General features: G+C 73.5%; 1 protein-coding gene and 1 pseudogene. Both read right to left on the reverse strand.

Going from position 1 to position 17,818, the window contains the following annotated elements; translation table 11 throughout:
* A pseudogene (locus tag ACMA1D_RS31920) lies at positions 1-5,276 on the reverse strand (type I polyketide synthase); the annotation flags it as partial.
* A gap of 17 nt (positions 5,277-5,293) precedes the next feature.
* Positions 5,294-17,782, reverse strand: coding sequence for an SDR family NAD(P)-dependent oxidoreductase (locus ACMA1D_RS31925; RefSeq protein ID WP_414727460.1), 12,489 nt, complete (start codon positions 17,780-17,782; stop codon positions 5,294-5,296).
* Between the last annotated feature and the right edge of the window lie 36 nt (positions 17,783-17,818).

The raw sequence follows: 17,818 nt of genomic DNA on the forward strand, positions 1-17,818 counted from the left end.
AACGAATCAAAACCCAACTCCTTGAACGTCGCCTCGGAGCGCACGTCGTCCGCGGAGGCGAAGCCCAGGACCGCGGCCACGGCCTCGCGTACCACCTGGAGTACGACATCGAGCCGTTCGGTGTCGTCGAGTCCCGCCAACCGGGTGGCCAGCACCGGGCCCTGGGCGTCGGCGTCGGCAGCCTTGCGGCGGCTACGGACGACCAGCTTGCGGAGTACGGACGGCACGTCGTCGGACGCACCCAGCGCGGCCACGTCGAGATCGACGGCGACCGGCTGCGGATGGTCGCCGGCGCAGGCCGCGTCAAGCAACCGTAGGGCGTGTTCGCTGGTCATCGCGCGGATGCCGGAGCGCGTCATGCGTCCCAGGTCGGTCTCGGTGAGATGCCCGGTCATGCCGCTGGCATCGGCCCACAGGCCCCAGGCGATGGAGACTGCAGGCAGGCCGAGCGACCTGCGGTGGGCAGCCAGTGCGTCGCAGAAGGCGTTGGCCGCGGAGTAGTTGGCCTGCCCCGGGCTGCCGAAGGCGGCGGCTGCCGAGGAGAACATCAGGAACAGGCCGAGGTCGAGACCTTCGGTCGCCGCGTGCAAATGCGCCGCGACATCAGCCTTCGCCACCCACACCCGCCCCAACTGCTCCGACGTCAAAGACGTCACCACCGCATCATCCAACACACCCGCCGCATGCACCACACCCACCAACGGACCCTCCGACCCCACATCCGCCACCAACCCAGCCACCGCATCCGCAGACGACACATCCACCGCAACCACACGAACCTCAGCACCCAACCCACCCAACCGCTCCACCAACCCACCAACACCCGGCGCCTCCCCACCACGCCGACTCGCCAACACCACACGCCGCACACCCCACACCCCCACCACATGCTCAGCCACCAACGAACCCAACACACCCGTACCACCCACGATCAGCACCGTCCCAGAAGGATCGAGCCCGACCGGCGCCGACCCCTCGACCACCTCGACCGCTCCCCGAACCCGGGCCAACCGCGGCACCAAGACCCGCCCATCCCGCAGCGCGACCTGCGACTCCTCCGCGGCCAACGCAGCCCGCACCCCCTCCACCACACCCACACCGGCCCCACCAGGCTCCACATCCACCAACACAAACCGCCCCGGATTCTCCGACTCCGCACTCCGCACCAACCCCCACACACCCGCACCCCACACATCCACACCACCCGCACCCGTCCCCGCAACCACCGCACCAGACGTCACCACCACCAACCGCGAACCACCCAACAACGACTCACCCAACCACTCCCCCACCACACCCAACACACCCTCCACCACACCCACACCCTCACCCGACACACCCAACAACACCACCGAAGGAACCACCCCACCACCACGCACCGACTCCACCAACCCACCCAACGAACCCCACACCCCACCCACACCAGCCAAACCACCCAAACCCCAAACATCCGACCCCACCACAGCCCAATCCGAAACCCCACCCACCACACCGCTATCCACCACACCACCAGGCAGGGGTGACCACTCCATCGCGTACAGGCCGTCCACCCCGCGGCCCGCCGTGCTCAGTTGGTGGACCGCGGCCGGTCGGGTGATGACCGATTCCACGGTGAGTACCGGCGCCCCGACGGCGTCGGCCACGGTGACCCGTACGGCACGCTCGTCCGCCGTGCCCTGCTGGTACGGGGAGAGCTTGACACGGACCGTGCCCGCTTCGGCGGCCCACAGGGCGACGCCGTTCCAGGCGAACGGCAGCCACACCTGCTCGCCAGCGGCAGCGCCGTCGGCATCAGCAGCGGCATCGGCCGCCGCCTCGTTCAACAGCATGGCCGGCTGCAACGCGGCGTCGAGCAGGGTCGGGTGGATGCCGTAACCCTCCCGCTCCCCCGCGGCCTCGGGCAGCTCCACCTCCGCGTACACGTCCGCCCCGTGCCGCCAGGCCGCCTTGAGCCCCTGGAACGCCGGCCCGTACCCGTACCCGCGACCCGCGGCCCGCGCATAGAAAGCGGAGACGTCCACTGCCGTGGAGCCGGCCGGCGGCCAGGCGCCGGAGAGTTCCTCGGCCCGCTCCGCATCGGTGGCCGGCGGGCTCAGCACCCCCTCGGCATGGCACACCCACTCCTCGTCGGTGCCTTCGCTCTCGGCGTGCGAGTAGATGCGTACGTCACGCCGTCCGTCCTGGGCGGCGGCGCTGACCACCACCTGGACCCGTACGGCACCGGCGGCCGGCACCGCCAGTGGCGTCTGGAGTGCCAGTTCGTCCACGCCACCGCAACCCACCTCGTCCGCGGCGCGCAGCGCCCATTCGAGGAGCGCGGCGCCGGGTGCAAGGACCACGCCACCCACGACGTGCTCGGCGAGCCAGCCGTGCGACTGGGCCGAGAGGCGGCCCGTCAGCACGTGCGAGCTGCCGTCGGCAAGTTCGACGGCCGCGCCGAGCAGCGGGTGGCCGGCGGAGCTGAGCCCCAGGTCAGTGGGGTCGCCGCCACGTCCGCCGGTTCCGCTGAGCCAGTACCGCTGCCGCTGGAAGGCGTACGTGGGCAACTCCACGGTGCCCGGCCGCGGCGCGTCCGGGAACCAGCGGCCCCACTCCACGTCCAGCCCGGCGGCGAAGGCCGATGCCACGGACTGCACCAACTGGTCGAGCCCACCCTGTTCACGGCGGAGGGTGGTAACGGCAGCGGCGTGGATGCCCGCCTCGTCGAAGGTCTCCTGGAGTCCGATGGTGAGCACCGGGTGGGTGCTGGCCTCGATGAACACCCGGTAGCCGTCGGCGAGGAGGACGCGCACGGCGTCCGCGAAGCGGACCTGCTCGCGCAGGTTGGTCACCCAGTAACCGGTGGTCAACTCGCTGGTGTCCAGGCGCTCGGCCGACACCGTGGAGTAGAACGCCACATCAGCCGCAGTGGAGGTGATGCCGGCCAGCACCTGGTGCAACTCGTCAGCGATCTCATCGACCTGCGGACTGTGCGAGGCGTAGTCCACGTCGATCAGCCGCGCCCGACCGCCGGCTTCCTCCAGCGCCGTCACCGCGTACTGCACATGCTCCGGCGGACCCGAAATCACCGTGGAACCAGGCCCGTTGACCGCCGCCACACCCGCACCCGCAGCCGCCTCACCAAGCCCAGCCAGGAAGTCAACCGCCTCGTCCTGACTGAGTGCGAGCGACGCCATCGCACCGCCACCCGCCAACTTGCGCAACGCCCTGCTCCGCAGGGCGACGACCTTAGCGCCATCTTCGAGAGACAGCGCACCGGCGACGACAGCCGCAGCGATCTCACCTTGGCTGTGCCCGACGACCGCGGCAGGCTTCACACCCTGATCCGCCCACACGGCGGCAAGCGACACCATGACGGCCCACAGCACCGGCTGGACCACGTCCACCCGACCAAGGTCAGCAGCCCCCACACCACCACGAAGAACCTCAACCAACGACCAATCCACATACGGCGCAAGCGCCACCTCACACTCCGCCACCCGCGCCGCAAACACCGGCGAAGACTCCAACAACCCCGCACCCATCCCCACCCACTGCGAACCCTGACCAGGGAAAACGAGCACCGGGCCGACGCCACTGGCGGCGACCGGGTCGCCGGGGTGGGTGACGTGGGCGTGGGGTTCGCCCGCGGCCAGGGCGGTGAGGCCGGTGAGCAGGTCGTCGTGGGTGGCGCCGACGACGACCGCGCGGTGGTCGAAGGTGGCGCGGGTGGTGACCAGGGACCAGCCGACGTCGACGGGCGAGGCGCCCGGGTGGGCCGTCAGTCGGTCGGCGAGCGCCTTGGCCTGGGCTCGTAGCGCCTCGCCGTTGTGTGCCGAGAGCACCCAGGGCAGGACGGTGCCGGCCGCAGCGGTGGCGGGGCCCGCGGGGGCTTCGGCCTGGTCTTCGCCGGTCGGCTCGGGGGCCTGCTCCAGGATCAGGTGGGCGTTGGTGCCGGAGATGCCGAAGGCGGAGACGCCGGCGCGGCGCGGGCGCTGCGGGTTCCACTCCACGGGCTCGGTGAGCAGGCGTACGGCGCCGCTGTCCCAGTCGACGTGCGGGGTGGGTGTGTCGATGTGCAGCGAGGCCGGCAGCATGCCGTGGCGCATCGCCATGACCATCTTGATGACGCTGGCGACGCCGGAGGCGCCCTGGGTGTGACCGATGTTGGACTTGGCCGAGCCCAGCCAGAGGGGCTGGTCGGCGGGCCGGTCCTGGCCGTAGGTGGCCATCAGCGCGTCGGCTTCGATGGGGTCGCCGAGGGTGGTGCCGGTGCCGTGCGCCTCTACCACGTCCACCTCGGACGAGGAGAGTTCGGCGTTGGCCAGTGCCTGGCGGATGACGCGCTGCTGGGAGGGGCCGTTGGGGGCGCTGAGGCCGTTGGACGCGCCGTCCTGGTTGATGGCTGAGCCGCGGAGTACGGCGAGTACGGGGTGGCCGTTGCGGCGGGCGTCGGACAGCCGCTCCAGGATGACCATGCCGGCGCCTTCGGAGAAGCCGGTGCCGTCGGCGGCGGCGGCGAACGGCTTGCACCGGCCGTCGATGGCGAGCCCGCGCTGCCGGGAGAACTCGGTGAACAGGTTGGCGTTGGGCATCACCGTGACGCCGCCGGCCAGCGCGAGCGTGCACTCACCTTGGCGCAGTGACTGGGCCGCCAGGTGCATGGCCACCAGCGACGAGGAGCAGGCGGTGTCGATGGTGACCGCGGGTCCTTCGAGGCCGAGGGTGAAGGCGACCCGGCCGGAGACGACGCTGAGGGTGTTTCCGGTGAGCAGGTAGCCCTCGGTGCTGCGCTCGATGTGCGGGGTGCCGAAGCCGAGGATGCCGGCGCCGGCGTACACCCCGGTGGGGGTGCCCTTGAGGGTGGCGGCGTCGATGCCGGCCCGTTCGACGGCCTCCCACGCCACCTCAAGGAGGAGTCGCTGTTGGGGGTCCATGGCCAGCGCCTCGCGCGGGCTGATGCCGAAGAAGGCGGCGTCGAACTGGTCGGCCCCCTCGATGAACCCGCCGTGCCGCACGTAGCTGGTGCCGGGGTGGTCCGGGTCCGGGTGGTAGAGGCCCTCCAGGTCCCAGCCGCGGTTGGTGGGGAAGGCGTCGATGGCGTCGCCGCCGGCGGACAGCAGCTCCCAGAAGTCCTCGGGTGAGGCGATGCCGCCGGGGAACCGGCACGCCATGCTGACGATGGCCACCGGTTCCTGGAGGCGCTCCTCGACCTCGCGCAGGCGTTGCCGGGTCTGCCCCAGGTCGACCGTGACCCGCTTCAAGTACTGACGGAGCTTCTCTTCCGTTTCCGACATCTGTGCTCGCTCCTCCATCAGGGCAGTTCACGGTCGATAAGCGCGAACATCTCGTCGTCCGAAGCGGAGTCGATGTCGCTGAAGTCAGATCCGCCGGGCGCGTCGGCGCTCTCCTCGTTGACCTTGCTGAGGAGGCCGGCCAGGCGTTTGGCGATGCGTGCTCGGCCCTCGTCGTCCAGGGCCAGGGCGCCGAGGGTGTGTTCCAGCCTGGCGAGTTCGCCCAGGACCGGGTCTGCGGCGTCCGGGCCTGCGGGCGCCTCGTCGGCGGGGGCGATGCGCTGCAACAGGTAGTCGGCCATCACGGTCGCCTCCGGGTAGTCGAAGACGAGGGCCGCCGGGAGCCGTAGGCCGGTGGCTGCGGAGAGCCGGTTGCGCAGTTCCACCGCGGTCAGCGAGTCGAAGCCGAGTTCCTTGAAGCTGGCGTCGGCGGGCACGGCGTCCACGTCGGGGTGGCCGAGTACGGTCGCCGCGTGGGTGCGGACCAGGGTGAGGAGTGTCCGTTGCTGTTCCGCGGCGGGCAGACCGGCGAGCTTGCCTGCCCAGTCCGCCGTGTCGGGCTCGGCCGTGGTGCTGGCCGTGCGGCGGGTCCTGGCGCCGGTCGGGGCCGGGGTGGCCAGGCCGCGCAGGGGTGCGGAGAGCGCTTCGGTGGGTTGGTCGGCCAGGGCCCGTAGGTCGAGGTCGGCGGCGATGAGGTGGGGTGCGCCGTGTCCGGTGGCGGCGTCCAGCAGGGCCAGGCCGTGTGGGGTGGCGATGGGGTTGATGCCGGAGCGGGACATGCGGGCCAGGTCGGCGTCGGCGAGGTGGCCGGTCATGCCGCTGGCGTCGGCCCACAGGCCCCAGGCGATGGAGACGCCGGGCAGGCCCAGGTCGCGGCGGTGGGCGGCGAGCGCGTCGCAGAAGGCGTTGGCCGCGGAGTAGTTGGCCTGGCCGGGGCCGCCGAGGGTGCCGGCGGCCGAGGAGAAGATGACGAACAGGCCGAGGCGGTGTCCGGCGGTGGCGGCGTGCAGGTTGGCTGCGCCGGCCGCCTTCGCCTGCCACACCCGTTCGAGTCGCTCCGGGTTCTGGAAGGCGATGACGGCGTCGTCGAGTACGCCGGTGGCGTGGATGACGCCGGTGAGCGGGTGGGCCGGGTCGATGCCGGCGATGAGGTCGGCGACCGCCGTCGCGTCGGCCACGTCCGCGGCGACGATTCGGGGCTTGGCGCCGAGTTCAGCCAGTCGTGCGGCGAGCGCTTCGGCCCCTTCGGCCGCCGGGCCACGCCGGCTGACGAGCAGCAGGTGGCGCAGGCCGTGGGCGCGTACGAGGTGTTCGGCGACGAGGGCGCCGAGGGTTCCGGTGCCTCCCGTGATCAGGACGGTGCCTTCGGGGTCGACCGCCGCCGGCACGTCGAGTACGAGTTTCCCGGTGTGTTTGGCCTGGCTGAGGTGGCGCAGCGCCTGCCGGGCCCTGGCCAGCGGCCAGCCGGTGACCGGTGCCGGCCGCAGGACGTGGGAGACCAGCAGGTCGCGTACGGTGCGCAGCATTTCGCCGACGCGGTCGGGGCCGGCGTCGGGCACCAGGTCGAAGGCGGTGTAGTGCACACCGGGGTGGTTCTCGGCGATCTCGGCTTGCGGGCGGATGTCGGTCTTGCCCATTTCTACGAAGCGTCCGCCGTCGGTGAGGAGCCGTAGCGAGGCGTCGACGAAGTCGCCCGCCAGGCTGTTGAGCACCACATCCACCCCCCGCCCACCGGTCGCCTCCCGAATCACCGACTCAAAGCCCAGATCCCGCGAGTTCGCCCGATGCCCCACATCAACACCCAACTCCTCCAACACACCGTGCTTGGCAGGACTGGCCGTCGCAAACACCTCAGCACCCAAATGACGAGCGATCTGCACCGCCGCCATCCCCACCCCACCCGTCCCCGCATGAATCAACACCGACTCACCCGCAACCAACCCACCCAAGTCCACCAACCCATACCAAGCAGTCAGGAACACCGTCGGCACCGCGGCGAGTTCGCGTAGGCCGAGTCCGGTGGGGAGGGGGGCGACCAGGCGGGCGTCGGCGACGGCGAGGGGGCCGAAGGCGCCTTCGAAGAGGCCGAAGACGGTGTCGCCCGGGGCCAGTTCCGTCACGCCCGGGCCGATCTCGGTGATCGTGCCGGCGCCTTCGCTGCCGCGGAAGACGCCGTTGCCCGGGTACATGCCGAGGGCGATGAGGACGTCACGGAAGTTGATGCCGGCGGCGTGCACCGCGATCCGGACCTGGCCCGCCGCGAGCGGTTCCAGGACTTCGGGGCAGGCGAGGGGGACGACGCTGTCGACGGTGGCGGTCCCCTCGGAGGCCAGCCGCCAGGCGGTGGTGGCGGCCGGGCCGACCAGTTCGCTGCCGATCGCGCCGGCCCGCCGCATACGGGGGGCGAGTACCCGGCCCGTGCGCAGGGCGAGTTGTGGTTCGTCCAGGTCGACGGCGCGCAGTACCGCCTCCACCGGTGCCTGGGCGTCGGCCTCCGCTGCCGGGTCGAGGTCCAGGAGGACGAAGCGGCCCGGGTTCTCGGCCTCGGCGCTGCGGATGAGGCCCCACACGCCGGCCGCGGCCGGGTCGGTGGCGCTGGTGCGGGGGGCGTCGCCCGCGGTGCCGGGGTCGGTGTCGTCGGTGCTCACGGCGCCGCGGGTGACGATGACCAGGCGGGTGTCCAGCAGGCGCGGCTCGGCCAGCCAGTCCTGCACCAGGGCCAGTACGCGTTGGGTGAGGGCGAGCCCGGCGCCGGCTGCCTCGGGGACCGTACGGGCCTCTGTCCCGGCTTCGGGCACGGCGCTGAGCAGGGCGGTCGTGGGCACCGGGGTGCCGGCGTCCAGGGCGGCGGTCAGGGCGGCGACGTCCGGGTGGGCGCCGACGGTGGAGCCGTCCGGGACGGGCAGCCCGGCGAGTTGGAAGGTGTCGGTGCCGAGGACCGCCCAGCCGCCGGTGGCCGAGCGGCCGGGTGCTTCGTCCGTGTCGGACGGGGCGACGACCGGGCCCCACTCCAGGGTGTAGAGGCCGTCGGTGCCGGGGGCGCCGGCGGTGCGGAGCTGGTCGGGGCGGGCGGCCCGGAGGACGAGGGCATCGGCGCTGAGCACCGGGGCGCCCACCGCGTCGGCCACCACGACCTGGAGCGAACGTTCGTCGTCGGTGGTCGCCGCGCCGGGGGTGAGGCGTACCCGCAGGGTGCGGGCGTCGGTGGCCCACAGGGTGAGGCCGTGCCAGGCGAACGGCAGCCACAATCGGTCGGCCGGCTCGGCGGTCTGCTCGGACGGTTGGCCGGTGGCTTCGCCGGGGCCGGTCAGCAGCCGGGCCGGGTGCAGGGCCGCGTCCAGCAGGGCCGGGTGCAGGCCGAAGCCGTCCGGGGCGCCGGCCGCGTCCGGCAGTTCGACCTCGGCGAGCACGTCGGGGCCGTGCCGCCACAGGGCGGTCAGGCCCTGGAAGGCGGGGCCGTAGCCGTAGCCGGCCGCGGCGACCTGTGCGTGGAAGGCGTCGACGGGCAGCGGCTCGGCGCCGGCCGGGGGCCAACTGCCGGCCAGTTCCTGGCCGCCTTCGCCGGCGGGTGCGGGCGGGGCGAGGACGCCTTCCGCATGACAGGTCCAGGCGTCGTGGTGGCCGGCCTCGCGGTCAGGGCGCGCGTACAGGCGTACGTCGCGGCGGCCGTCCGGCGTGGCGGCCGTGACGACGACCTGGAGGCGCAGGGCGCCGTCGGCAGGCAGCACCAGCGGGGCTTGCAGGGTCAGTTCGTCGACGCCCCCGCAACCCACCTCGTCGGCTGCGCGCAGCGCCCATTCGGCGAGCGCGGCGCCCGGTACGAGGACGGTGCCGGCCACCGTGTGGTCGGCCAGCCACGGGTGGGCGGAGAGGGTGATGCGGCCGGTCAGGACGTGGGTGCTGCCGTCGGCGACCTCCACGGCGGCGCCGAGCAGCGGGTGTCCGGCCGCGGTCAGGCCGACGTCGGACAGGTCGCCGAGGGGGTCGCGGTCGGCGTCGAGCCAGTACGAGGCGCGTTGGAAGGCGTAGGTGGGCAGGTCGATGACGCGCGGGCGGCGGCCGGTGGCGAACCAGGGGGTCCAGTCGACGGCGACGCCTGCGGTGAACGCCTGTCCGACGGAGCGGACGAGTTGCGCCGGGCCGCCCTGGTCCCGGCGGAGGGTGGGCACCGTGGCGCCGGCGGTTCCGCTCTCCTCCAGGGTCTCCTGGAGCCCGACGGTGAGCACCGGGTGGGTGCTGGCCTCGATGAACACCCGGTGCCCGGCGGCGAGCAGGGCGCGTACGGCATCGGCGAAGCGGACCCGCTCGCGCAGGTTGGTCACCCAGTAGGCGGTGGTCAGCTCGCTGGTGTCGATGCGTTCGGCGGTCACCGTGGAGTAGAAGGGCAGGCTGGTGCTGGTGGGTTGGATGCCGGCGAGCAGTTCGTGGAGCTCGTCGGCGATCTCGTCGACCTGGGGGCTGTGGGACGCGTAGTCGACGTCGATCAGCCGGGCCCGGCCGCCGCTCTCCTCGCAGTGCGTGACGGCGTGTCGGACCTGCTCGGGCGGTCCTGAGACGACGACGGAGCCGGGGCCGTTGACGGCGGCAATGCTCACTCCGGCCGCCGCTTCGCCGAGGTCGGCCAGGAGTTCCACGACGGCTTCTTCGCGCAGGGCGAGGGAGGCCATGGCGCCGCCGCCGGCCAGTCGGCGCAGCGCCTTGCTGCGCAGGGCGACCACCTTGGCGCCGTCAGCGAGCGTGAGGGCGCCGGCCACCACGGCCGCGGCGATCTCACCCTGGCTGTGGCCGACCACCGCGCCCGGTGTCACACCCTGGTGGGACCAGACCTCGGCGAGCGAGACCATCACGGCCCACAGCACGGGTTGGACGACGTCCACCCGGCTGAGTTCGGCGGCGTCCACTCCACCGCGCAGCACCTCGGTCAGTGACCAGTCCACGTACGGGGCGAGTGCCTGCTCGCACTCCGCGACGCGGGCGGCGAAGACGGGTGACGCCTCAAGGAGGCCGGCGCCCATGCCCACCCATTGGGAGCCCTGACCTGGGAAGACGAGGACCGGGCCGGTGGTAGTCGCGCCGGTGGCGGGGGTCTCGGGCCCGACCAGCCCCGGGTAGGTCTCGCCGGCGGCCAGCGCCTCCAGACCGACGAGGAGTTCATCGCGGTCCTGGCCGACGACGACGGCCCGGTGGTCGAAGACGGCGCGGGTGGTCGCCAGGGACCAGCCGACGTCGGCCAGATCGAGGTCGGGGTGGCGGGCGAGGTGACGGGTGAGGGCGGCGGCCTGGTCCCGGAGGGCCTGCGGGTCGCGGCCCGAGATGACCCAGGGCACGATCGCCTCGGCGGGCTGGCTGTGGCCCCGGTCTTGCCCCTGCTCCTGTTGCTGGCCTTGCTCCTGCGGCAGCCCGTCCGCGGTGTCGCGCCGTGCGTCCTGGGGCGCGTCGTGTTCCGGAGCCTGTGCCGCGCCGTCTGCCGTGGTCTGCGGTACGTCGTGCGCTGCGTCATCCGTGGTGTCGGACGGGGTGCGATGCGACGCGGTAGAGGGGGCGTCGGGGTGGAGGGGCGTCGGCTCGGGGACCTGTTCCACGATGATGTGGGCGTTGGTGCCGCTGATGCCGAAGGAGGACACGCCCGCCCGGCGCGGCCGGTCCCGCTCCGGCCAGGGGGTCGGTTCGGTGAGCAGCCGTACGGCGCCGGCCTCCCAGTCCACGTGCGGGGACGGGGCGTCGATGTGCAGCGAGGCCGGCAGGATGCCGTGCCGCATGGCCTGCACCATCTTGATGATGCCGGCGACGCCAGCGGCGGCCTGGGTGTGTCCGATGTTGGACTTGATGGAACCGAGCCACAGCGGGTCCTCGGCCGGCCGGTCCTGGCCGTAGGTGGCGAGGAGGGCCTGTGCCTCGATGGGGTCGCCGAGCGTCGTTCCCGTCCCGTGCGCCTCCACCGCGTCCACGTCCGCGGTGGTCAGTCCGGCGCTGGCCAGGGCCTGGCCGATGACGCGCTGCTGGGAGGGCCCGTTGGGGGCGGTGAGGCCGTTGGACGCGCCGTCCTGGTTGATGGCCGAGCCGCGGATGACGGCCAGCGGGCGGTGGCCGTTGCGGCGCGCGTCGGAGAGCCGTTCCAGCAGGAGCAGGCCCACGCCCTCGCCCCAGCCGGTGCCGTCGGCGGCTGCCGCGAACGGCTTGCACCGGCCGTCGGCGGCCAGGCCGCGCTGCCGGGAGAACTCGACGAAGGTGTTGGGGGTGGCCATCACGGTGACGCCGCCGGCCAGCGCGAGGGTGCACTCGCCCTGCCGCAGCGCCTGCGCGGCCAGGTGCAGCGCCACCAGCGACGACGAACAGGCCGTGTCCACGGTCATCGCCGGGCCTTCGAGGCCGAAGGTGAAGGCGACCCGGCCGGAGGCGACGCTCGGCGTGCTGCCCGTCATCAGACGGCCCTCGACGCCTTCCGGGGCGCGGCCGATGAAGCGGCTGCCGTAGTCGTCGTACATCACGCCGGTGATGACCGCACACTGGCTGCCGCGGACGCTGGCGGGGTCGATGCCGGCCGACTCGAAGGTCTGCCAGGCGGTCTCCAGGAGCAGCCGCTGCTGCGGGTCGGTGGCCAGCGCCTCGCGCGGGCTGATGCCGAAGAAGCCCGCGTCGAACCGGTCGGCGTCGTGCAGGAAGCCGCCCTCGTCGGCGTAGCTGGTGCCGGTGTGGTCGGGGTCGGGGTCGAAGAGTTCGCCCAGCGGCCAGCCGCGGCCGGTGGGGAACGGGCCGATGGCGTCGGTGCCGGAGGCCACCAGCCGCCACAGGTCCTCGGGCGAGTTGACGCCGCCGGGGTACTGGCAGGCCATGCCGACGATGACGATCGGGTCCGCGTCGCTGACCTTGGGGGTCGCGGCGGGCAGGCGCACGGTGGCCGCGGCGCCGGTGAGCTCGGTACGGAGCATCGCGACGAGGGCGTCCGGGGTCGGGTAGTCGAAGATGACGGTGGCCGCCACCCGGATGCCGGTGCTGGCGCTGAGCCGGTTGCGCAGGTCGAGTGCGGTGAGCGAGTCGAAGCCCAACTCCTGGAAGGCCCGGCCGAGGTCGATGGTCTCCGGGGCCGGGTGGGCGATGACCGTGCCGATCTGTTCCCGTACGAGCTCGGCCACCAGCCGGTCCTGGTCGGCGGTGGACAGTCCCGCCAGCCGGGCGGCGAAGGTGGTGGCGTCGTCGCCGCCGGAGGTCGCGGCGGCCCGCGGGGTGGCCGGCACCAGGCGGCGCAGCGCCGGCGCCAGGGGCGCGCTGCGGGCCTGGTCGCGGAGGACACCGAGGTCGAAGCGGGCGGGCAACACGGTGGCGTGCGGGGTGGTCAGGGCCGCGTCCAGCAGGGCGAGCGCCTGCTCGGGGGGTACGGCGGCGACGCCGGAGCGGGTCATCCGGGCCAGGTCGGCCTCGCTCAGGTTCTCGGTCATGCCGCCGGCCGAGCCCCACAGGCCCCAGGCCAGGGCGGTGCCGGGCAGGCCCTGGGCGCGACGGTGTTCGGCGAGCGCGTTGAGGAAGGCGTTGGCCGCCGCGTAGTTGGCCTGGCCGCCGCTGCGTACCACGGAGGCGGCGGAGGAGAAGAGGGCGAAGACGGCCGGGGCGTGCTCGCGGGTGAGGTGGTGCAGGTGCCAGGCGGCGTCCAGCTTGGGCGCCAGGACGGCATCGAGCCTGGCGGGGGTCAGGGTGTCGATGACGCCGTCGTCCAGTACGCCAGCGGTGTGCAGGACGGCGGTCAGCGGGTGGGCGCTGGGGATCGCGTCGAGCAGGGTGGCGAGCGCGGCGGGGTCGGCGGTGTCGCAGGCGGCGACGGTGACCTCGGCCTGTTGGCCCGCGTCCGCGGCGAGGGCGGCCAACTCCGTGGTGAAGGCGTCGATGCCGGGCGCCGCCTGGCCGCTGCGGCTGACCAGGAGCAGGTGGCGGGCGCCGTGGACGGTGAGGAGGTGGCGGGCGACCTGCCGGCCGAGTGCCCCGGTGCCGCCGGTGATCAGGACGGTGCCGTCCGGGTCGAGCGCGGGCGCGGTGGTCTGCGGGTCGGGTCGGAAGGGGGTCAGCCGTGGGACGCGGGCCGCGCCGGCGCGCAGCGCCACCTCGTCTTCGGCGCCCGCGACGGCCGCGGTCACCAGGGCGGGCAGGGCGTGCAGCGACGCGGGGTCGTCGTCGGTGTCGAGGAGGAGCAGCCGGCCGGGGTGCTCGGCCTGCGCGGAGCGGACCAGGCCCCAGACGGGCGCGGTGGTGAGGTCAGCGGGCGGCTCGTCGGGGTGGGTCTGGACGGCGCCGCGGGTGGTGACGACGAGCCTGGCGGCGGTCAACTGCGCGTCGGCCAGCAGGGTTTGGAGTTCGTCGAGCGCCCGGTGCGCGGCGGCCCGCACTTGGTCGGGTAGTTGGCCTGCGGGTGCGTCGGGCGCCGGCTCGCCGTCCTGCTGTGCGGGGCACAGCAGGAGCACGGTGGTGGGTGGTTCGGCGCCGGCTGCGAGGGCCGCGCCGAGGGCGGCGGCGTCGGCGTGCCGGGACGTGCTGCCGGTGCCGCCGTCGGTGGGCAGCTCCAGGTCCAGGCCGGTCCCGACGAGTGCCCAGTGTCCGTCGACGGGTACGGGCTGCGGGGCGGGGTGGGGCAGCCAGTCGAGCCGGTAGAGGGTGTCGTCGACGGTGCGGGCGGCCCGCCACTGGTCGGCGGGGATCTCCCGGACGCCCAACTGCTGCACGGTGGCGACCGGGTTGCCCTGCTGGTCGGCGAGTTCCAGCCGGACCTGGTCGGCCGCGGTCGGGGTGAGACGGACGCGCAGCCTGGCGGCGCCGGTCGCGTGCAGCCGTACCCCGCCGAAGGTGAACGGCAGCCGTACGGTCCGGGGTTGCTGCGGCGCGTGGTGGCCGGTGCCCCACAACTCTTCGAGCGGGTGCAGCACGCTGTCCAGCAGGGCGGGGTGCAGGCCGTACGCGGTGGCATCGGCACGCTGCTCGGCGTTCAGGCGCACCTCGGCCAGGACGTCCTGGCCGCTGCGCCAGGCCGCGTGCAGGCCGCGGAAGGCGGGCCCGTAGGCGTAACCCTGGTCGGTGAGCCGCTGGTAGAGGTCGGCCACGTCGATGGGTTCGGCGCCGGCGGGTGGCCAGGGTGTGTCGGCCTGGGTGACGGGGGTGGCGCCGGGCGCTGTGGCGATGACGCCCGTCGCGTGGTGGCGCCAGGTGCCGGCCGTGCCGGTCGCGGTGGTCTCTTCCTCCGCCGGCCTGGAGTGGACGGCGATGGGTCGGCGGCCGGCCGCGTCGGGGGCACCGACGGCGAGTTGCACCTGGACCGCGCCGGAGGCGGGCACGATCAGCGGGGCTTCCAGCGTCAGGTCGTCAACCAGGTCGCAGCCGGCGCGGCCGGCCGCCAGCAGGGCCAGTTCGAGGAAGGCGGTGCCCGGCAGCGGGACGGTGCCCTGGATGGTGTGGTCGGCCAGCCAGGGGTGGGTGCGCAGGGAGAGCCGGCCGGTGAGCAGCAGGCCGCCGTCGGCCGGTTCGACCACGGCGCTGAGCAGCGGGTGTTCGGTGGCGCCGAGCCCGGCCGCGCGCACGTCGCCGGTGGTGTCGGGGACGGGGCGCCAGTAGCGCTGCCGCTGGAAGCGGTAGGTGGGCAGCGGTACGGGGCGGGCGCCGGCGGGCAGCGCGGCGGCGAAGTCGACGGTGCCGCCGTCGTTGTGGAGGTGGGCGAGTGCGGTGAGCAGGGTGCGCGGTTCCTCGCGTCCCTTGCGCAGTACGGTCGCGAACGCCGGCTCGGCCTGGCCTTCGGCGGTGGTCAGGACGGCCTGCGCCATGGTGGCGAGGACGGCGTCCGGACCGAGTTCGAGGTAGCGGACCACGCCTTCGCGGTGGAGGGTGCGCAGACCGTCGTGGAAGCGTACGGGTTCGCGGACGTGGCGCACCCAGTACTCGGGGTCGGTCAGGTGTCCGGCGCCGACGAGTTCGCCGGTCAGGTTGGAGATCACCGGCAGGTTCGGGGCGTGGTAGGTCAGTCCGGCGGCGACCTCGCGGAAGGCGTCGAGCATCGGGTCGAGCCGCGGCGAGTGGAAGGCGTGGCTGACGCGGAGTCGCTTGGTCTTGTGGCCTCGGGCGCGCAGGGTCTGGGCGATCTCTTCGACCACGTCCTGGTCGCCGGAGAGCACGACGGCGGTGGGCCCGTTGACGGCGGCGAGCGAGGCCCGGTCGGTGCGGCCGGCCAGCAGCTCTTCGACCTGTCCGGCGGTGGCCTCGATGGCGATCATCGCGCCGCCGGCGGGCAGCGCCTGCATCAGCCGGCCGCGCGCGGCGACCAGCGTGCAGGCGTCTTCCAGCGACAGCACGCCCGCCACGTGGGCGGCGACGATCTCGCCGACCGAGTGCCCGGTGAGGTAGTCGGGGGCGTACCCGAGGGAGGTGACGAGCCGGTAGAGCGCGGTCTCGACGGTGAACAGGGCGGCCTGGGTGAGGCCGGTCTGGTGCACCGGGTGGGTTGCTTCGCCGGTGGTCTCGTCAGCCCCGGGGGCCTGGCCGGCCTCGACCGCCTCCTTGCTTTCGGCGGCCGGGCCTGGCTCGGGGGAGTCGGCGGCGAAGATGGCCTCGCGCAGCGAGATGCCGAGCAGCGGGTCGAAGTGGGCACAGGCGGCGTCGACGGCGGCGGCGAACTCCGGGTAGGCGGCGTACAGTTCGCGCCCCATGCCGGGGTACTGGCTGCCCTGGCCGGTGAACAGGAACGCGGTGTCGCCGGGCCTGGTGGGGCCCGCCGCCCGGGTGAGGTCGGGGTGCGGGCGGCCGTCGGCGAGGGCGTGCAGGGCCTCGGTGAGCTGGGCGCGGGTGGCTCCGACGAGGACCGCCCGGTGCTCGAACGCGGAGCGGGTACGGGCCAGCGACCAGCCGATGTCACCCGGGGTGAGCGCCGGGCGGGCCGCCAGGTGGTCGGCGAGCGCGCGGGCCTGGTCGTACAGGGCCTGCTCGGTGCGGCCGGAGAGCACCCAGGGCAGCGGCGGCGCGGCGGAGTCGGCATCGCCTTCCGCGGTGGGCTTCCCTGCGGTGGGTTGCTCGGCGGCGGGTTGCTCCGTGGTGGCATTCCCTGCCGTGGGCTGCTCGGCCGCGGGTGCGTCCTGCGCCGCGGCCGGGGCGGTCTCGGCTGCGGCCGGCGGCTGTTCCAGGATGAGGTGGGCGTTGGTGCCCGAGATGCCGAAGGAGGAGACGGCGGCGCGGCGCGGGCGCTCGGTGCGGGGCCACGGCACGGGCTCGGTGAGCAGCCGTACGTTGCCGCTGCCCCAGTCCACGTGCGGCGTGGGCGCGTCGACGTGCAGGGTGCGGGGCAATTCCTGCTCCCGCATCGCCATGATCATCTTGATGACGCCGGCCGCGCCCGCCGCGCCCTGGGTGTGTCCGATGTTGGACTTGACCGAGCCCAGCCACAGCGGCTGGTCGGCGGGCCGGTCGGGGCCGTAGGTGGTCAGCAGGGCGTGCGCCTCGATGGGGTCGCCGAGCCGGGTGCCGGTGCCGTGTGCCTCCACCGCGTCGATGTCGCCCGGTGCGAGCCTGGCGTTGGCCAGCGCCTGGCCGATGACGCGCTGCTGGGAGGGCCCGTTGGGGGCGGTGAGGCCGTTGGACGCGCCGTCCTGGTTGATGGCCGAACCACGGATGACGGCCAGCACCTCGTGGCCGTTGCGCTGCGCGTCCGACAGCCGCTCCAGCAGGACCAGGCCCACGCCCTCGGAGAATGCGGTGCCGTCGGCCGCGGCGGCGAACGCCTTGCAGCGGCTGTCGGCCGCCAGCCCGCGCTGCCGGGCGAACTCGGTGAACACGTTCGGGATGGTCATCACGGTGACGCCGCCGGCCAGCGCGAGCGAGCACTCGCCCTGCCGCAGCGCCTGCGCGGCCAGGTGCATGGCCACCAGCGACGAGGAACAGGCGGTGTCCACGGTCACGGCGGGGCCTTCGAGGCCCAGCGTGTACGAGACGCGGCCGGAGAGCACGCTCGGCGCGTTGCCGGTGACCAGGTAGCCTTCGGCGCTGCGCTCGATGTGCGGGGTGCCGAAGCCGGGCAGGGCGGCGCCCGCGTAGACGCCGGTGGGCGAGCCCTTGAGCGTGTGCGGGTCGATGCCGGCCCGCTCCAGGAGTTCCCAGGAGGTTTCCAGGAGCAGTCGCTGCTGCGGGTCGATCGCCAGTGCTTCGCGGGGGCTGATGCCAAAGAATTCCGGGTCGAATTCGGCGGCCTCGTAGAGGAATCCGCCCTGCCGCGCATAGCTCGTACCCGCATGGTCGGGATCCGGGTGGAAGAGGTTTTCCAGGTCCCAGCCGCGGTCGGTGGGGAATTCGCCGATGGCGCTCTCCGCGGCGGCCACCAGGCGCCACAGGTCCTCCGGTGAACTGACCCCGCCCGGATAGCGGCAGGCCATGCTGACCACGGCCACCGGCTCCTGGGATCGCTCCTCCACCTCGCGCAGGCGCGCCCGCGTGCTGTGGAGGTCGCTGGTCACCCGGCGCAGATAGTCGACCAGCTTTTCTTCATTCACCACGGAGGGTCACCCGGCTTTCGGCGATGTTCGCAACCA

Source organism: Streptomyces sp. 796.1 (assembly GCF_047525675.1).
In the GTDB taxonomy this organism is placed as follows: Bacteria; Actinomycetota; Actinomycetes; order Streptomycetales; family Streptomycetaceae; genus Streptomyces.